General features: G+C 34.5%; 5 protein-coding genes. All 5 read right to left on the reverse strand.

The features are described 5' to 3' along the window. Positions 1 to 158: 158 nt before the first annotated feature. Positions 159 to 4994 carry a S8 family serine peptidase gene (locus HNR33_RS12655; protein ID WP_429083815.1) on the reverse strand — a complete coding sequence of 1612 codons (4836 nt, stop codon included), beginning with the start codon at positions 4992 to 4994 and terminating at the stop codon, positions 159 to 161. Between the two features lie 268 nt (positions 4995 to 5262). Further along, entirely contained in the window at positions 5263 to 6162 is a 900-nt protein-coding gene (locus tag HNR33_RS12660) for an S-layer homology domain-containing protein (RefSeq protein ID WP_429083817.1), read from the reverse strand. 119 nt (positions 6163 to 6281) lie between these two features. After that, entirely contained in the window at positions 6282 to 7781 is a 1500-nt protein-coding gene (locus HNR33_RS12665) for an S-layer homology domain-containing protein (protein WP_429083819.1), read from the reverse strand. Positions 7782 to 7796: 15 nt separating this feature from the next. After that, on the reverse strand, positions 7797 to 10535 hold the full coding sequence (locus HNR33_RS12670) for an S-layer homology domain-containing protein (protein ID WP_429083821.1): 2739 nt from the start codon (positions 10533 to 10535) through the stop codon (positions 7797 to 7799). Between the two features lie 10 nt (positions 10536 to 10545). Continuing rightward, positions 10546 to 16860 (reverse strand): IPT/TIG domain-containing protein, encoded by a 6315-nt coding sequence (locus tag HNR33_RS12675; RefSeq protein ID WP_429083823.1) that lies wholly within the window; start codon positions 16858 to 16860, stop codon positions 10546 to 10548. Positions 16861 to 17087 lie beyond the last annotated feature (227 nt).

The following is a 17087-nucleotide window of genomic DNA, read 5'->3' on the forward strand; positions in this document are numbered from 1 at the left end:
GTAATTGTATTTGGTATTATTTCTTAATACAAGTAATATGAACCATTTAACTCATTGTAATATTCTATATATTTGTGTTTTGTAATAGATATTATTAATACCAATGCAAAACAAAGACTCTTGGCGAGATATCTCACCAAGAGTCTTTGTTTTGTATATTATATTCTGTCTAACGTCTGCAGCAGCCTGTAAATCATTGTTGCTGCTTCTGCTCTTGTTGCTGTTCCTTGTGGTACAAAGGTCGTTTCTGTTCTTCCGTTGATTATTCCATTGTTAAATGCTATTGCTACTGCTTCTTTTGCTGATTCTGTTATTTGATCTTTGTCTTCAAATGTTAGCTCTACTGTTGTTGCTTTTGTTTCATCTACATATTTTATTGTATTTGCTATCATTACTGCCATTTCTTCTCTTGTTATTGCTGCATCTGGGCTAAATGTATTTTCTGTTGCTGTTATTATTCCTGCTTTTAGTGCTGCTTCTACATATCCTGTGTACCATCTACCTGCTATGTCTGTAAATACTCCTGTGTGTTCTTCTTGTTGTAGTCCTAGAAGACTAACTAATGTCTTTACAAATTGAGCTTTTGTCATTGTTCCTTGTGGCACATAGTTTACTCCATCCATTCCATCTACTATCTTTCTTGCTGCCATAACTTCTATATTATGTTTTGCCCAGTGATTTGCTATGTCCGCAAATGTTCTTGTTGATGCCATTATTGTATACTTACTGAAATGGTTCAATTCTACTTCTACTACTCTGTTTTTCTTATCTACTTTTCCGCCTACATATTCCCATGTATCTGTCTTTTCGTTTAATGTATAAACTCCAAGCAATTCTTCGTCTATACCATCAAGTTTAGATTTATTGTATTTCATTTTTACTTTAACTGGTTTATTAAATTTATCTATACTTGATGTGAACTCATAAACATCTGCTACTCTTTTTATATTATGTGATGCTTTTGGTTCTTCTACATCTTCATCATCTAATACTTCTACTTCAACTTCAGCTTTTTTATCAAATGTTCCTTTTTCGAATACAAGCTCAATATTACCTTCTTCGTCTTCTATTGTACCTCCAGCCGTTGGTATTGTTGCTTTTATTAGTGAATCATCCTTTTTGCTGGAGCTAGATCCACCGCTTGATGAACCTCCTCCGCTGCTTGATTTCTTTCTAGTAATGGATATTTCTTTAACTACCTCATTTCCCACTGAATCTTCAGCTTGTATTACTATTTTATTTTCGCCCATCTTTAAAGATACTTCATAATCATCAATAGAATACTTAGCAGGTGGTAACGTGCTGAAATACGACCAGTCCGGAGCTATGTTGGCTAGCATGTTGCCGTTTACTCTTACCTTTAAATCAGGTAAATTATCTGTCACATCTGCACTTATCTTAACTGAACTTGAAGTTGTGCTTGAAGGTATCGAATCAGTCATCTTGATTGTAGGTTTAGTAGTATCTACAAATATCTTATGCAGAAAATCAATAGCATTTTTAGCTGAATCTACAGCTTCTATTCTAATTTGATGCATCCCATCTTTAAGATTTAGCTCTGTTGAGAACTCCCAATTACCAGTAAATTTGTTAAATGTAAGCTCAACATCTTTTCCATCTATTTTAAAGCTGTCAATGCTTGAATCATCATCCACATATCCGCTGAACTCTATTTTTGATATATCATATGTTGCAAAGAATTCTGGTGCTTCCACCATTACAGTAGGTATTGTTTCATCTCCTTCTGCAGGTCCAGTAGGTTCAAGGTATTCTTCAGGATCAGTTGGATCTACAGGATCAGTTGGATCAGTAGGTTCTTCACCTTCACCAAATGATATTAATTGAGAATCAACTGTATTCCAGCCGCAGTCATATGCTCTTACTATAACCTCATGTTTATACTTCATTTCCGAAACATCAAAAATACCATTACTAGATTCTGCTATGACCTCTTCATCTTCAATTAATTGATATTTCAATATTGGATAAGCTCCATCATTTGCTTCAAACGTGATAGTCTTTGCTTCTTCATCATATTTTGCTTCAGCTTTAACAGTTGGTCCAATAGTATCTATTCTAACAGGGAATTCTAGTGTCTGCCATTCAGCACCTGGATAGTCTATCTTAGCCCTAATCTGATAATAGTAGTCACCATCTGCAGCTATTGTGTTGTTAATCTTTCCATCCCATTCCCATAAAGCATCAATTTTATATCCTAACTCTGCTCCTCCATCAAGGTAGTCTTTAATTATATTTTCTTGTATAGCTAAATCTCTGACTTTATTATTGTCGCTATCTAAAATGTTTACATCTAGCTCCTTAGCATTTCTTAGGAAAGAAAGTATTGGCACTATTTTATCAGCTTTTCCATCACCATTTGGTGAGAAACCTATCTTATCGGCATCAAGTCCATCAGGTGTCTCTCCTAGATATTCAAGTATATCTGAATCAAGTAGTCCAGTTGTTCCATAGAAAGGTAATCCATTTTCATCATATACTGAATCATCTATAATAGGTGCTTCGTCCCAATCCCCATAGAATCCTAGATATGGAATACTTAATGCAGGCTTTCTGTCTTCTGTATCTTGATTGACATCAATTAATTGTATAAACCCTTCTATAAAAGTACCATTTGGAAATACCTCTTCAATGTCTAATAGTTCTTCTCCATCAAGTGTTACTGCACTATTACTTAAATCTATTTCTACATCAAAATCTACCGTATCACCTGCTCCTACTTCAAGCACTCCGTAAACATCATCGAAAACTGTTTCATCAGCCGATATCCATACAGGTAAAGAATCTTCTGTTTCAGCGTCAAGTATATCCATAGAGGCTAGAGAAAAAATATAATTTACACCATAATCTTCTAAAACAACGTTTGTGAGCACAGAACCATATACTGCGTAAGAAACAGTCTCGTCACCAAAGTTTGTTACAGATAAGGTAAACTGTATGTCATCATCAACTTCTTGTAAATTTACTTTACTTAAGCCCGTATCCTCGTCTGTAATATATACAGATGTAGTAAGTGCAGCTTGTAAATCCATTACACCAGCACCCTGTCTTCTAGGAGAAGAGTAATTGTCATACATCATATTAGGCTTAGCAGTGCTCATCATTAAATTCTTAGCCATCTCTATTTTGTCTATACCAGTTAAATCTGGCCATTCTTCTTTTACTCTCTGTAAAACTAATGCTGCGCCACCAGCAACATGTGGGGCTGCCATAGATGTACCGCTCATTACTTGGTATTTATCATCGTTTGCAGTCGAATAAATCTGTCCTCCTGGGGCAGTTATTTCTGGTTTGAAGTCTAAATTTGGAGTAACACCCCATGACGTAAAGTCTGACATATCACCCGCTGTTGAACTAGGAACTGATATTTTCTTATCGGTAAAGATAACTTCTATCTTTTTGCCTGAATTTGCTTGCTTTTCTAATTCATTTCCGTCTGGAATTGACAATGAAATCATAGGGAACTCAGGTGCATCTAATGCCATATTAACATAATCACCATGTGCCTCTGCTCCTCTTACTATAACTCCGGCAACCTTATGTTTCTCTGCTTCATGCTGAATATTTGTATAGAAGAAGCTACCTGTCCTAACTGCAAGCACAACTTTTCCTTCTACATCCTTACCTTCATAATATTGAGGCTCACCAGTGCCTACATATACTACTTCTTGTTTTTGTCCGTTAAAATATATAGCAGGATCTACTGGACTAGGATTATGGTAAGCAATATCATTGACCTCTTCATCATCTATAAATACTTTCATGCTATTTAGAAATAAGTGAGTATTTTCTATTGAAGCTACCTGCATAGATTCAGAAGTAAGGCCAGGTGCACCCACTACTCCTATATCTGGATTCTTAGCGTATGGCTCACTATATCCATCACCTATATGATTTGAATTGCCTGCAGATATTGCGCAAAATACTCCATTTTGCACAGCTCTTGTTACTGCCATTTGCTCAGGATCGTTTGGCATTACAAAGCTCGCTGTAGAACCTAGGCTCATGTTTATTACATCTGCACCAAGCTTTACTGAGTCATCGATAGCTCTTATAATTACATCACCAAAAGTTGATGGCATAGCAGGGTTATTTCCAAAAACTTTCATAGCTAATAATTGTACCTCTGGAGCAACACCCTTTATTCCACCGTTTTCCTCGTCTCCATTTGCACCTACAGTTCCTGCAACGTGCATACCATGCATAGATGCATCAGGTCCTAAGTCTAGTATTTCTTCATTGTTATCCATATAGTTATAACCATATGGTACTTTTTCAGTATACCACTCTCCTGGTAGCTCTTCAGACGCTTTTAAATCATTAACCTCATCTTTACTTAGCTCAGCTTTTTCTGAGTTTGTTAGTATCATATCTTTATGATCTGGATCAATACCTGTATCTATAATCGATACAACCATACCTTCTCCATTATAGCCTAGTCCCCAAGCTTGCACTGCTTTGATGATATCTTTGCTAGAATTCATCTCAGGCTTAGGTCTGTTATATTCGTTGGCTATTACTACTCTTTGTACTTTAGGCATTTTTTCTATCATTCTTGCTTCTGCTAGTGTAGTAGTAGCACTAAATCCGTTTATTACGTTAATAAAATTATTATGTACTTTAATATTTATGCTTTTAGATTCGATATCATTTCTTACCGCAGTCTGTACGCTTATAATGTCATTAGTAATATTACTTGCTGTACTCTGATTAAGCTCATTAACTTTTAAACCCCGAGCCGTAGCATATTCGATTAAAGGAGCATCATCAAGTTCAACTATAATTCTTACTTTATCACTATCCTTGAGCTCTGCAGCTCTTGGATCATCTGATATAGAAATACCTTTTTGGTCTCCGGCAAGCTGTGCTTTATGAGCATTTCTTATATTTCTATCAGGAGCCGCAACAACAGTTGCAAATGTGCTAAATACCAAAACCAGAACTAGTAATAAGGACATTACCTTCTTAGCCTTCAATAATATTCCCTCCTCAAATAATATTGTCAATTAGTCCTCAACAAAATGAATACACCTCCCTTTTTTAGAAAATATTGGACTAAATGACATAATATATTTATATTCCATGTCCTCATTGTAAATACCTTCCTTGTAACCAAATTTTTAGTAGACAAAATTCATCCTTTTGTTACAAAATTGTAATAACCAATAAAAAAAATCCAAGGATCTCTTGGATTTTTTATTAGTTATTGATTAAAGTTATTAATATTGATTTTGCACTAGCGTTCTATTTTACTGACTTTAACTTTATATCACCCATTCCTCTATCAACAGCTTCAAACTTATAAGCTCCTTCTCCTAATTCAGCTTTATCTATTTCTACTGTCACACTTTTATAGCTTATAACCTGCAAAACTATTACTTTAGGGTCAGGTCTTTTTATATTTAAGTAAATCTTGAACGTACCATCACTTATTTTTTCTATTCTATCAACATACATGCTATATCCTGATGTATTAAACTGCTTTGTTACTGTTACTTTAACTTTACCCTCCTGTTCTACAACATTAACTGATTCTTCTTTCACATTATGTGAACTTTTACTGTCTATAGCCTTAAATGGTATCGCAATAGTTTTCATATCCAATTCTCCTTTTAATCTTTGAAGAAATAGTATGGCTTGTATTTGTAACACATTGTCTTCTGGTCTGAAGGTATTGTCTTTGTAGCCATTTACTATTTTTAGCTTGTTAGCTTTTAATATACATAGTTTTTCTTCGTCGTTTAATTTTTCTAAATCATTAAAAACAATGTCATCAGCTTCAGATAATTGTACATCTCTTGTAATTTCTATTGCTTTTACTATTAGTATTACTGCTTCCTTTCTCGTTAGTAAACTATTTGATGTACTTCCTTCTGTTTCCACTGCTAATGCTTCCTTGTTATGTTTAGTCATAACGCTGTTAAGTGAACTCAGGAAATCATCTTTCGTGATATAGGCATTTGGATCAAATAGTGCTCCATCATTGCTATTTAAATATGAGAAGTGTGTGTTTACAAAATCCTTATCGATTATGTTTTCAGCCCAATGACCCTTTAGTTTTGAGTCTATGTCTGCAAAAGATACTGTATAGCTAATCAGTAGCCCAAGTACAATAGCTGCAATTATACATTTCCTTTTTTTCAAAGTAATCAACCTCCTCAATATTATTATATCACTGGAAGTTGTGGATAATATTTCAATATTATTACAATATCAAGAAAAATATATTGCAAAAGCATCTCTATATAGAGATGCTTTTGATGTTAATAATTTAATATATTTTCCCTATAATCCATCTTCAAGTCCTCTTGAAGATAGGTTATAAATCTGTTTATAAATGCTGCTGCTTCTGCTTTTGTCATGTTTTCGTTAGGATGTATGTAGCCTTCTGGCGAACCCTTTGCTATTCCAAGCTGATCAGCAACATATATTGACTTTTTAGCCCATTGTGGTATTTTTCTATCATCAACAAACCTTGTTGTAAATGGAGGGTTTGGAGCCAGTCTTTCTAATCCCAATGACCTTATCACTATGGTTATGGCTTCTGCTCTTGTAAGAGTTCCTTCAGGCAAAAACTTATTATCTCCTACACCGTTCATAATTTCTTTTTCCTTTATAGCCTTGATATATTTGTAGTCTGGGTATTCGCTGGTTATATCATTAAATAGAGCAGGCGTTGCTTCTGGTTTTGTATATGACCTTCTTTTCTGCTGCTGCTCTTCTTCTGCTAAGTCCATAGCTAATACAATCCACTTAGCAAAATCTGACCTTTTCATGTTAAGGTTAGGTCCAAAGTATTTTTTTGTTCCATCTATAACTTGAAGTCCACCTAGTCTCTTAATATCCCATTCAGCCCAGTTACCTTTTATATCTTCATACTTTGGTATGAATAATCTCTTTTGAGTAGGTAATGTGTCAAATCTTTCTACACCTTGTCCTGAATTTTTTCTTTTCTTAGACACTCCATCTTTATCGAAATAAGGCAGGTTATAAGAGTACTTCATAACTGTTTCGTCCTGCTCGGTTAGTGTATACCCTCCATCAAAGCTTGACTGATAAGCAAGATTATCTAGATATTCCATTCTCTTCGTCCTGTTAAACGAAGCATCAACATCAGCATAACCATACCATTCTATGTCTTCTCCCTCTTCAGGTTCAAATGTATAAGTTATATCTTTGTGTATCTTTTGAGTTTCTGTAGCCCCCCAATAATGGTCATAACCATATATGTTTCCAGTTATATCTACTACCACTTTTCCTTCCTTTTTATTTATCTCATATGTTTTTGTTCCACCCCAGCTCCCTTGATAATAGTTGACAACTGGCTGATTATCATCAATAGTCGAGTTGTGAAGCTGATAATCTACTAATGTATAAGTCATTTTCCCAGCCTCATCCTCAACTTTAATAGTTTCTTTACATTTAATTATATTGTTTACTTCTACTATCTGTCTATGCTTTGTATTATTATCTATTATTCTTTCTAAATCTATATCTCTATTCAATGTAACCTTCTTATCTTTACTAGAAAGATCATATTCATAATTTAATTTCTTGTCGTATATCTTTATTTCTACAGTTCCCTCTAAGGCTATTGGCTTTCCTGTTAAAAATATAACCTCTTTATACTGTTTAATCTTTTTATAGTCTCTTTCGTTTTTGTGTATTCCACCTTCAAAGCCTGCGTTATTGATTTGTGCATAATTAGGTAGCGATGTAAATATCATTACTGCCGCTATTAAAACTGCTGTCACTCTTTTCACCTTATCACTCCTTTTTTATCTACAAATAACTATATAGCCTACATCATTTCTTCTTATTACATACAAGCTGTCTTTCTCCGATATCTCATTTATACTTACTGCTCGTCCATTTTTTATAAATAATGCTTCTGTAACATCTAGGTTTATCTCTGCGCTATTTACATTCCACTTGTCTCTAAATTCACTCCAGTCTTTTACTTCCTTAAGTGTTATGAAGTCGTTAGCTCTATCTATTGTCTTTATGCCGCTGGCCGATATCACTTGTCCTTTAGTTTTTCTATCTATGATATCTATAGCTAAAACCATGTCGTTGTATTCTATAACATAGGCATAATCGTCATAGTAGTTACTCCTGTCCTTATCTTTAAGGAATCTGCTGTTTGTAAACTTTTCTACTGAGACTTCTTCTATATCACCATCTCTTGTATCAATTATCCATGTGTCTTCGCTTATGTTGAAATCTGCTTGTCTTGAAGAATAATCTATATCTGTTCCTTCTATTATATCGTAGTTGTCAAGTTCAAAGCCATACTGAGATATTTCGTCTATTCTTCCTCTATACACCACAAGTCCCATATCTGTTATTCCTTCTACAGATATCAGTGATGCTGTATAGTTTCCTGTGCCGTGTGACACTACAAACACATCATCATCTTCTTTTAGATTATATGGATGTATTAGCTTTCCATCTTTAATTATTATGGTACTATCATCAAAATACATCTCATTATAATCTACTTTAAGCTTTTTATCTCCGAAAGCTATGTCTTGTATAGAGTTATAGTATTTTTTCTCATATCCACTTTTAAATACTACCTTCAGCGCCTGTTCCTTACCAAAGCTATCAGCAGTGGCTATATATGCTTCCCTGCCTAAATAACTCTGCAATAACTCCTTGCTTATCTTTCTTCCATTTATATAGATATTAGAATCATATCCTAAAGAAAGCTTTAAATCCTGAGTATTAGATTGCCACTTCGTATGATTATATGTTGAGACGTTCTGCAATATGATCTCATTTCTGTTTGGATTGTATTGTCCTATGGTTCCTTTATATAAATTCGCTATCTGCCTATCTGGCTGTGCAATATATGCTTTTATTGGCAAATTTCCTTCATATTGATCAAATTCTAATCTCAGTATGTCTCCTTCTTTTATGCCATTTATGCCAACGTTTGTATCATCCTTCATAACTGGTGTAAATGAATCTATGACAAATTCATCTTGCTTCATATCGTCTAAAAGTGTCACTTTTCCATTTGTCTTATCCATATACAATACCTTACCTATATAGATTCTTTCACCTGGATGAATATATCCTTCTTCGCCTGTATCTATATATCCACTTATATCTACAACATTTCCATTGTTTACTTTTAATGTTACCTCTTGTCCATAAAGTAAGTCTTCAAGTTGTGCCCATTCCCCATTAACACTTACATTTACTCCCTCAGCTATTTTAAAACTATACAGCTTATCATGGTAGTCTTTTATTTTTACTTCGTTATTGTCTATAATTATATCTTCTATAAAGCCTTCAACTGTAGAAGTTTTATTCATAAGTCCTTCAACAAATACAACTTTTTCTCCTGGAGTTACATAATACTTAATATAATCATATTCATTTATATCTGGTGGCAGCGTCAGCTTTTCATTTTTATATGCAATAAACCCTTTGTCACCTGTATTGCTATCTGATTCCTGAACCTGTATAACAGTAGATGTACTGTCATCATTTTTTACTAAAAAAAACTTCTTTTTATTTGTTGTTCCATCTTTTGATTCGGTTAAGGAATCTATTCTTTCTACTATTCCTGTATTGATAATGTATCCTTGGTCATTTAATAACTCACTATGAATATTATCTAAGATCTTTGCCATTTCTGCTCTAGTTAGGGATGATGATGGCTTGAAGTCACCTTTATCATTGCCCTGCATAATTCCTTTTTGTAAAACTGCTTCTATTAATGGAAGGTTCTCTGTTTTTATCTGTCTCCAGTCATTAAGATTATAAAGCATTTGCTGTGCCTGTCCATTAATTGGTTGTAGCCCTATTGCTCTTGATACCCATACCGCTACTTCTTCTCTTTTTGCAGGCTTTTTCCATGTATAGTTTCTTTCTATTTTTTGCTTAAGCTGATTCTTAACGTTCCTAAGCTGTGCCGCAGTTAGATTTTCATTATCTTCGTATGAAGTCATGCTTTTTTCTAACTGTAGGTCTGCATTATTCTTTTCACTCTCTGCTAATTTTTCTATGTAGTTAACTTCTTCTTGAGTTAGTATATTCCTGTTTATTGCAGTTTGTATATACCCATTACCCCAGTAATCTGAAGCTGTCAGTATCTTGTATCCTGCTGTATCGCTTTTATCTATGGCTTGCTCTCCTGCTAACTGTGCATCTGATTCATGTCCTAATAAACGAACTATGAGCGTTAATGCTTCTTCTCTTGTAAGTGTGTTGTTTGGACTAAACTTATCTTGACCCATTCCTCTTATAATAGATAATGCACTCATCCTGTATATAGAGTCTTTTGCCCAGTGTTTTTTAATGTCTGTAAAGTTTACATTATTATAAAGCGCTTTGTAGTTCTGTACCCCATCATAGCTTATTGCTCCATTATATGTTTCGCCATAAACTACTGTTAATGGTGAAAAAACAACTGATATGATTAACACAGCTGTCAAAATGCAGGGACATGCTCTAAAAAGAGCAAATGTCCCCTGTCTGTTTATACTATTTAAATTTTTTCTCATGTAAACACCCCTATTTTTTGTAGATAACTATGAACTTTCCATCTTCTGAAACTTCAGCTAATATTTGATAATTCTCTCTTAATGTTTGTAAATTATATCCTTCAGTTATTGCTGAATTATGTTCTTGAAGCTTGTTATCTTGTGGAACATACCTTGCCATATAAAGCTTATCTTTTGCTAAGCCTTCTTTATCTACTTTTATGACTAAGCTTATACCATCTTTTATGCTTATTGCCTCACTATCTCTTCCTCTTTGGAGAACAAAGCTAACACCATAAGCTTGAGACTTTGCTTCTTCTTTTCTTGTAAGACCTTTAGTTAGCCTGCTTTTCTCAGCATTGTCAAGCTTTGTTAGAGTAATGATAACATTTGAGTCACTTTCGTTCTTACTTGTATTGAAATAAGTTGAGAACATCAAATTGTACATTGGCACACGCAGCATAATATCCTCAGTTTGTACATACACTCCGCCTCTTCCAGATTTTATGGCCGATATAGGTATGTTTATCTGTACTTTATTATACGACCTATATTTTGTATCTGTAAGGTCTATAGTGTACTCACTTCCATCGTATTTGCTCGGAAGGTCAATTGTAGCTGCACCATTTGAATAATTCAATACAGTTTCAGTTGTTTCATTTTGATCATACTTGTCATCACCTTTATCGTATTTGGACTTCAAGGTTGTAGCACTATCGTAGTCATACCCTAATGATTCTCCATGTTTATTTAGCGCCCATAGTTTGAAATAATATCTTGTATCTTCTTCAAGGTCTTTTAGATAGTATTCAAGATCTGTAGTCTCTCCTATAAACTTGTATTCATCCTTTGACCTTTTTTTCCCGAATATTTTATATCTCTCAGCCCCTGGAGTTTCATCCCATTTAAGCACTATTGACCTTTCATGTCCAGGAGTTGCTGTAAACCCAGAAGGACTCTCTGGAACAGGTAGAATATATGTTATTCCATTTTTAAGAGTAGCTGAGCCTCCATCAGTGTTTTCAATTTTTATATCCTTAGTTCCCACTTCTCCTGCTGGAGTTATTATCTCTATGGTTCTCTCATCAATATAAGTAACCTCTTTGACTTCTGTGTCATCAATGTATACCTTTACTCCTTCCTTAAACTGTGCACCACTAATTGTTACCTTATGACCACCAGTATTATGGACTTCATTTGGATTAACTCTAGTAATAGCTGGAGCTGAGTAGTATGTGAATCCACCTTCTAATAGTACTTCTCCCATGGCAGATTCGTTTCTTATAAATACATCAACTGGCCCTAATATTTCACTTGGAGGAGTTATCACTACAAGTTTCTTATATGATGACTCTTCAACTACTACAGTAGCCTTTTTCGCTCCGATTCTTACTGTTACATTTCCTTCCCTAAAATCATTTCCTATTATTTCTATTCTTTCGCCTCCAGCTGCACTTCCGCTGTTTGGCTCAATATATTCAACAGTAGGCTTGCTTTCAGTAGGTCTGTATATATAGTAAGCCCTTGCTTGCTTTTCTCCTATTTTCGAAAGAGATGAATCTGCACTCTTACCGTCAGTATTCATAACTATTATTCTCAAAGGCTCATTTAGCTGGAATCCTGAACCATTAGGCGACCTTACTACTAGAGAATCGTCATTAGGTCCTCTAGAAATAATCTCCGCTTCTTTGTTTTCTATAAATACTCTTGAACCTTTTCTAAAATCCTTACCATGAATCGTAAATACTAATCCACCTTGAACAGTTGACTCTACTACATAATAATCTATCTTGTCTGAATCCTTTCTATTTATTTCTCTTTTTGGATCTATGTCTGTTATTTCAGGATTACTTGCAGGATTTGTGATTATTATGCTGCCTTTTCCTTCTGCACCATCTCTATTTCTCAAAATAACATCAACCGGCTTTTCTTCTTCTGTCTCCATCGGTGGAGTTACTGCCTCAACTTTTCCTGAATCTATATATCTAACCTCTGGAGATAGTCTTCTTGTCACTATAAGATTGCCATCTTTTACTTCAATCTTTATACCTTCAAGACTTGAGCCTTGTGCTGATGTTGATAATAGAACTATTTTTGACTCTCCAGTATTGATTTTAAATGATGTTTTTTCTTCTTCATTAAGTAGTATAGATACATTTTTATCTGCATTTTCGTCTGAACCATCATAGACAACTTTTATACTTCCTAGTATAACCTCTGCTCTTTTACCAACAAGCTCAGAGGAGTCTGATTCATTGCCAAAAGACACTTCAACGTCTATATTTTCTCCATATATAGGCTTTGTAGGATCGTCTGGTGTAGAAGGGGTGTCACTTTCATCTTTTTCTAAGTTTTTAATAAATCCACTGCCTCGTATAACTATTTCTGTTCCTCCTTGCTTAGGTACCGCTGGAGGAGTAATACTAGTTATCTGCGGATTAGATTTCTCATAAGTAAATGCCCCCTTAGCAACATATGCTCCTGCGTCTGGATTCACAACAGTCACATCTACCGCTCCACCCTCTTGAAACTCTGGAGTTATGGCTATTATCCTTCCATGACTTGAGAATATAACTTCAACAGCTTCTTCCCATGCAAAGTACACTTTTGGTGCTATATCACCTTCGTCATACATCCCATTGCTATTGACATCCTTATAGCGGAAATCTTCTCCGTCAATTACTACTCTAGTTCCTCCTGATGTTGTGCCTCTATTTGGATCTATACCTGTGATTTTAGGCTTACTTCCTGGCACTCGAAATGTAAATCCATCATCTATTGTTGCTGACCCTCCATCGTAGTTAACTATAGTTACAGGTACAGTCACCCTGTCTGTCACTTTTTCGTCTATAGGGTAGCTTGGAGTAGTTACTATGATCTCTGTTTCATCTGCTCCGAACCTCGGATTTATTCCTTTTTTCTCTCCAAAATATACTTCTATAACTGGTTCTCCCTTGCTCTTTATAAAGCCTTTCCCCTTGATTTTTACTATAGTACCTCCATCTCTAGTTCCTTCTTTTGGAGTTATATATATTATCTCTGGAGCGCTGTCTGGTTTCTGATACTCAAAGCCATTTTTAACTGTGTATCTTGATGTATCAGGATTTAAAACAGTTACATCTTTTTGACCAAGTGGAAGTCCGTCTGGTACCACTAGATAGATTGTTCTGTCATCTACAACATAAACATCTGATATAACATTGCCGTCACTATCTGTTTTTGTTAATATTTCATCATTGTTAAAATATACTCTTGTTCCGTGTTTGCCATCCTCATCTGATGAATTTGGGTCAGGAACAACAAAGTCATCACCTTTAATTATCACTTTTGTTAAAGGTCCTCCATGGTCTGGTGCTATTGTTGTAATAACAGGGTTCGTAAAAACTCTTGTGTAGGTATATTTACCTTCAGCAGTCCCTCCGTCGGGGTTTATAACCTGTAAGGTTTTTTCACCTGCTGTTCCTTTTGGTGTTGTAATTGTTACAACAACAGTATTGCTTCCATCAGTTGTTGTTCTTTCAATTTGATCTATTTCAGCAGCTTCTCCATCTAATGTTACTAGAAGCAGTATGTTCTTTATGTCGTACTCAAAATCAGTACCTGTTATAACTACTTTTTCTCCGCCTTCAGTACTCCCTTTGTCAGGAACTATAGAAATGATTTTAGGCTTTGTTTCTGGACTTCTATATTCAAAAGCATCGTTTATTCTATTTATACCTTTATCTGGATTTATTATAATTATATCTCTATATCCTCCATTATCAGGTGCTACAGAAGGCATTATAACAGACATCTTTGTCCCCACTCTATCCTTTACTCCGTCTAATTTTATAAGCTTGTCATTTACTTCTTTTGTGACCTCTATTACCTCTGCTCTATATTTTGAGATTGAGTCAGGATCTACTGTATGAAGACTCTGTATGTCTTTAGTAGATACACTCTTAGGTACTACATATATTGTTGGATAAGCCAGAGTTGTCACTTCGTTTTCATCAACATATGCATTAACTAAAAACATTTCGCCGTTCATTGTTACCCTAGGATTTCTAATAACAAGTTCTCCATCATCTATAAAGTTAGTTGATCCATATGGTGGAAAAACTTCTTTTATAATTGGAGTACTAACATATTCAAATTGTCTTACTTCAATTTCTTTATCTGTTACACCGTCTTGATTACGGAACTCATTTAAAGTCTTTGTCCTAGCTCCATCTTTATTCTGAACAATTACTGTAACTGCTCCTAGCTCCTTTATATCTGGTGCTTTAACCTCAATTCTGTTTATAGTCTTTCCCATGTAAGAGCCTTCAAGAGTATCTACCGCAATCACCTGTGCTTGATTTTTGGGAACCATTAGCTCATCTAATGGCTTCTGTCCTTCTTTAAAAAAGTATACTTTCGCATCTGGTCTAAAATCATATCCATATATATACACTGTTTCTTGTGCTGCGGCTCTAGCCATTTTTAGATCATCATTTATTAATGGCATCGTGCTGCTTTTGTAATTATGCACCACTTTCAATTCAGGTGTACTTGGAACTGGCTTATATACATATTTCCTTGGTGACATCTCTTTTTCAGCATATTGGTCTATAATAGTTATTTTATCAGCAGCATCAATATACTGTGTTATTATCTCAACTGTTACATTGACAGGAGTATTCTCTCTAGGATTCAAGGCAATTTGAGGAGTTTTTACTCTAAGTATCTGATGCCCAGAATCTGGATTTATTATTGTCATATCATCAGGATCTAGTGTTCCATCATCGTTAATTATCTTGAACTCTGCAAGCTCTCCTCCAAAGTATACTTTGACTTTTCTAGTTCTTATGACGTTTACTTTATCATTTGTTCCTGGTTTCGGATAATCTGCTATTTCAGTACTTTCAAAAACTACTTCCTTTTTATCAGCAGAAAGTGTTACTGTATTTTCATCTGATACTACCTTTTCATCATCATCTATTCTTGTTCTTTGAAAGTTAATTCCTGATATTGAAACTGTTTCACCTCCAGTTTCAAATCCTTCAGTAGGATTCATATCTATAACAACTAGAGAATTTTCGACCTCTGTGTATCTATATCCATTTGCTAATACTCTTTGTCCATTATCTATTGGGTTTATAACCTTCACGTCAACTGACCCAATCTTAGTCGATGCAGGAGTCTTTGCTTTTAATACAGTAACACCATCCTTGCTCATTTCAGTATCAAGTTCAACTCCTGTAGCATATTTATCACCAAACAATATCTTCATGTCAGGATTAAGACTTGTACCTATTACTCTGACTTCAGTCCCTCCTAGCTTAGTTCCTGCATTAGGAGTTATTGCGGTTACTGTAAATTCTTTTGGAACAGGCAATACTTCTAACTCGTCAATAAGTGTTACCGCTGTTGAGTTATCAGTATTTACTACTTTTACATTTTGATACTTTGTAGTAGCTACCTGAGGAACGGTTACTTCAATTAAGCTTGTATTAGTAGAAATAATTGAAGCCTCTTTCTCTCCATTTTCATCTCCTATATACACCTTTATATTTGACGGAAAATTTGTACCATTAATCCCTAGTTTAGCTCCAATGTTAACCTTAAGATTTGAAAGCTGAGTTATATCATGTTCTGCCAATGTAATGTTTCGGTTTTCTAAGAATGCTTCCCCTCCAAATTTATTTCTTATGGTAATTTTGTAAGTATCTCCGAATATGAAATTCTCTGGAAGCTTTGCTTTTATGTATCCTTCTTTTTGCGATATTACTTTCGCAGACATGGTGCTATTTGAACTTTCAAGCTCTACATATTCTTCTATGTTGTTTTGCTCTCCTGGAGCATTAAAATAAAAGCCGTATATTTCTATATATGTCTGTTTATCTCTTTTTGCTGTACCATCAGGATTTTTTATTACTTCACCGTTTGCATCTCTCATTATACTTATTTCGGTGTTTGTTATTATGTTTGTTATGCTTGGATCCTCTACGTAGTTAAATAATATGGAATCTGATCCCCAGCCATCTCTACCTACTATAAGATATGCCTGTCCTATAAATCCACCTGAAGGAGGAAGTTTAATCCTCATTTCTGTATCATTAATTGATAATATATCGCTTGTCTGTATTGTAGGATTTGAAGCTCCTCCATCTAATACGACCTGAACTTTATTTATATCATCTATTTTGCTGCCAAATCCAGTACCTGTTATCGTAACTACTTTACCATTCTTTTCTGAAACTTTGTCTGGTAATATTGTTTTAATATCCAGTTGGTCAGCAGCAAAGGCAGTAAAATTTTCAAGTGGAACAATAGTTATTGCCATTAATACTGCTAAGAATACACAGAACCTCTTTTTTATCATTTGCATTCCCTCCATCAAAATCAGTCTATTATGTAAATAAAAAAGTTCAACCAAATCTAATTTTTGAATATCGACTATTTATATTATCGACAAAATACTATTAATATTTAAATTACAATATCATTACAAAACTTAATTACATCAATTATTCAACATTCATTATACTTATTCCTTCACAAATACGTCATATATTGATATTTTGTAATAGAAAAATTAACGATTCCTAT

Source organism: Brassicibacter mesophilus, assembly GCF_050433385.1.
In the GTDB taxonomy this organism is placed as follows: Bacteria; Bacillota; Clostridia; order Tissierellales; family Proteiniboraceae; genus Brassicibacter; species Brassicibacter mesophilus.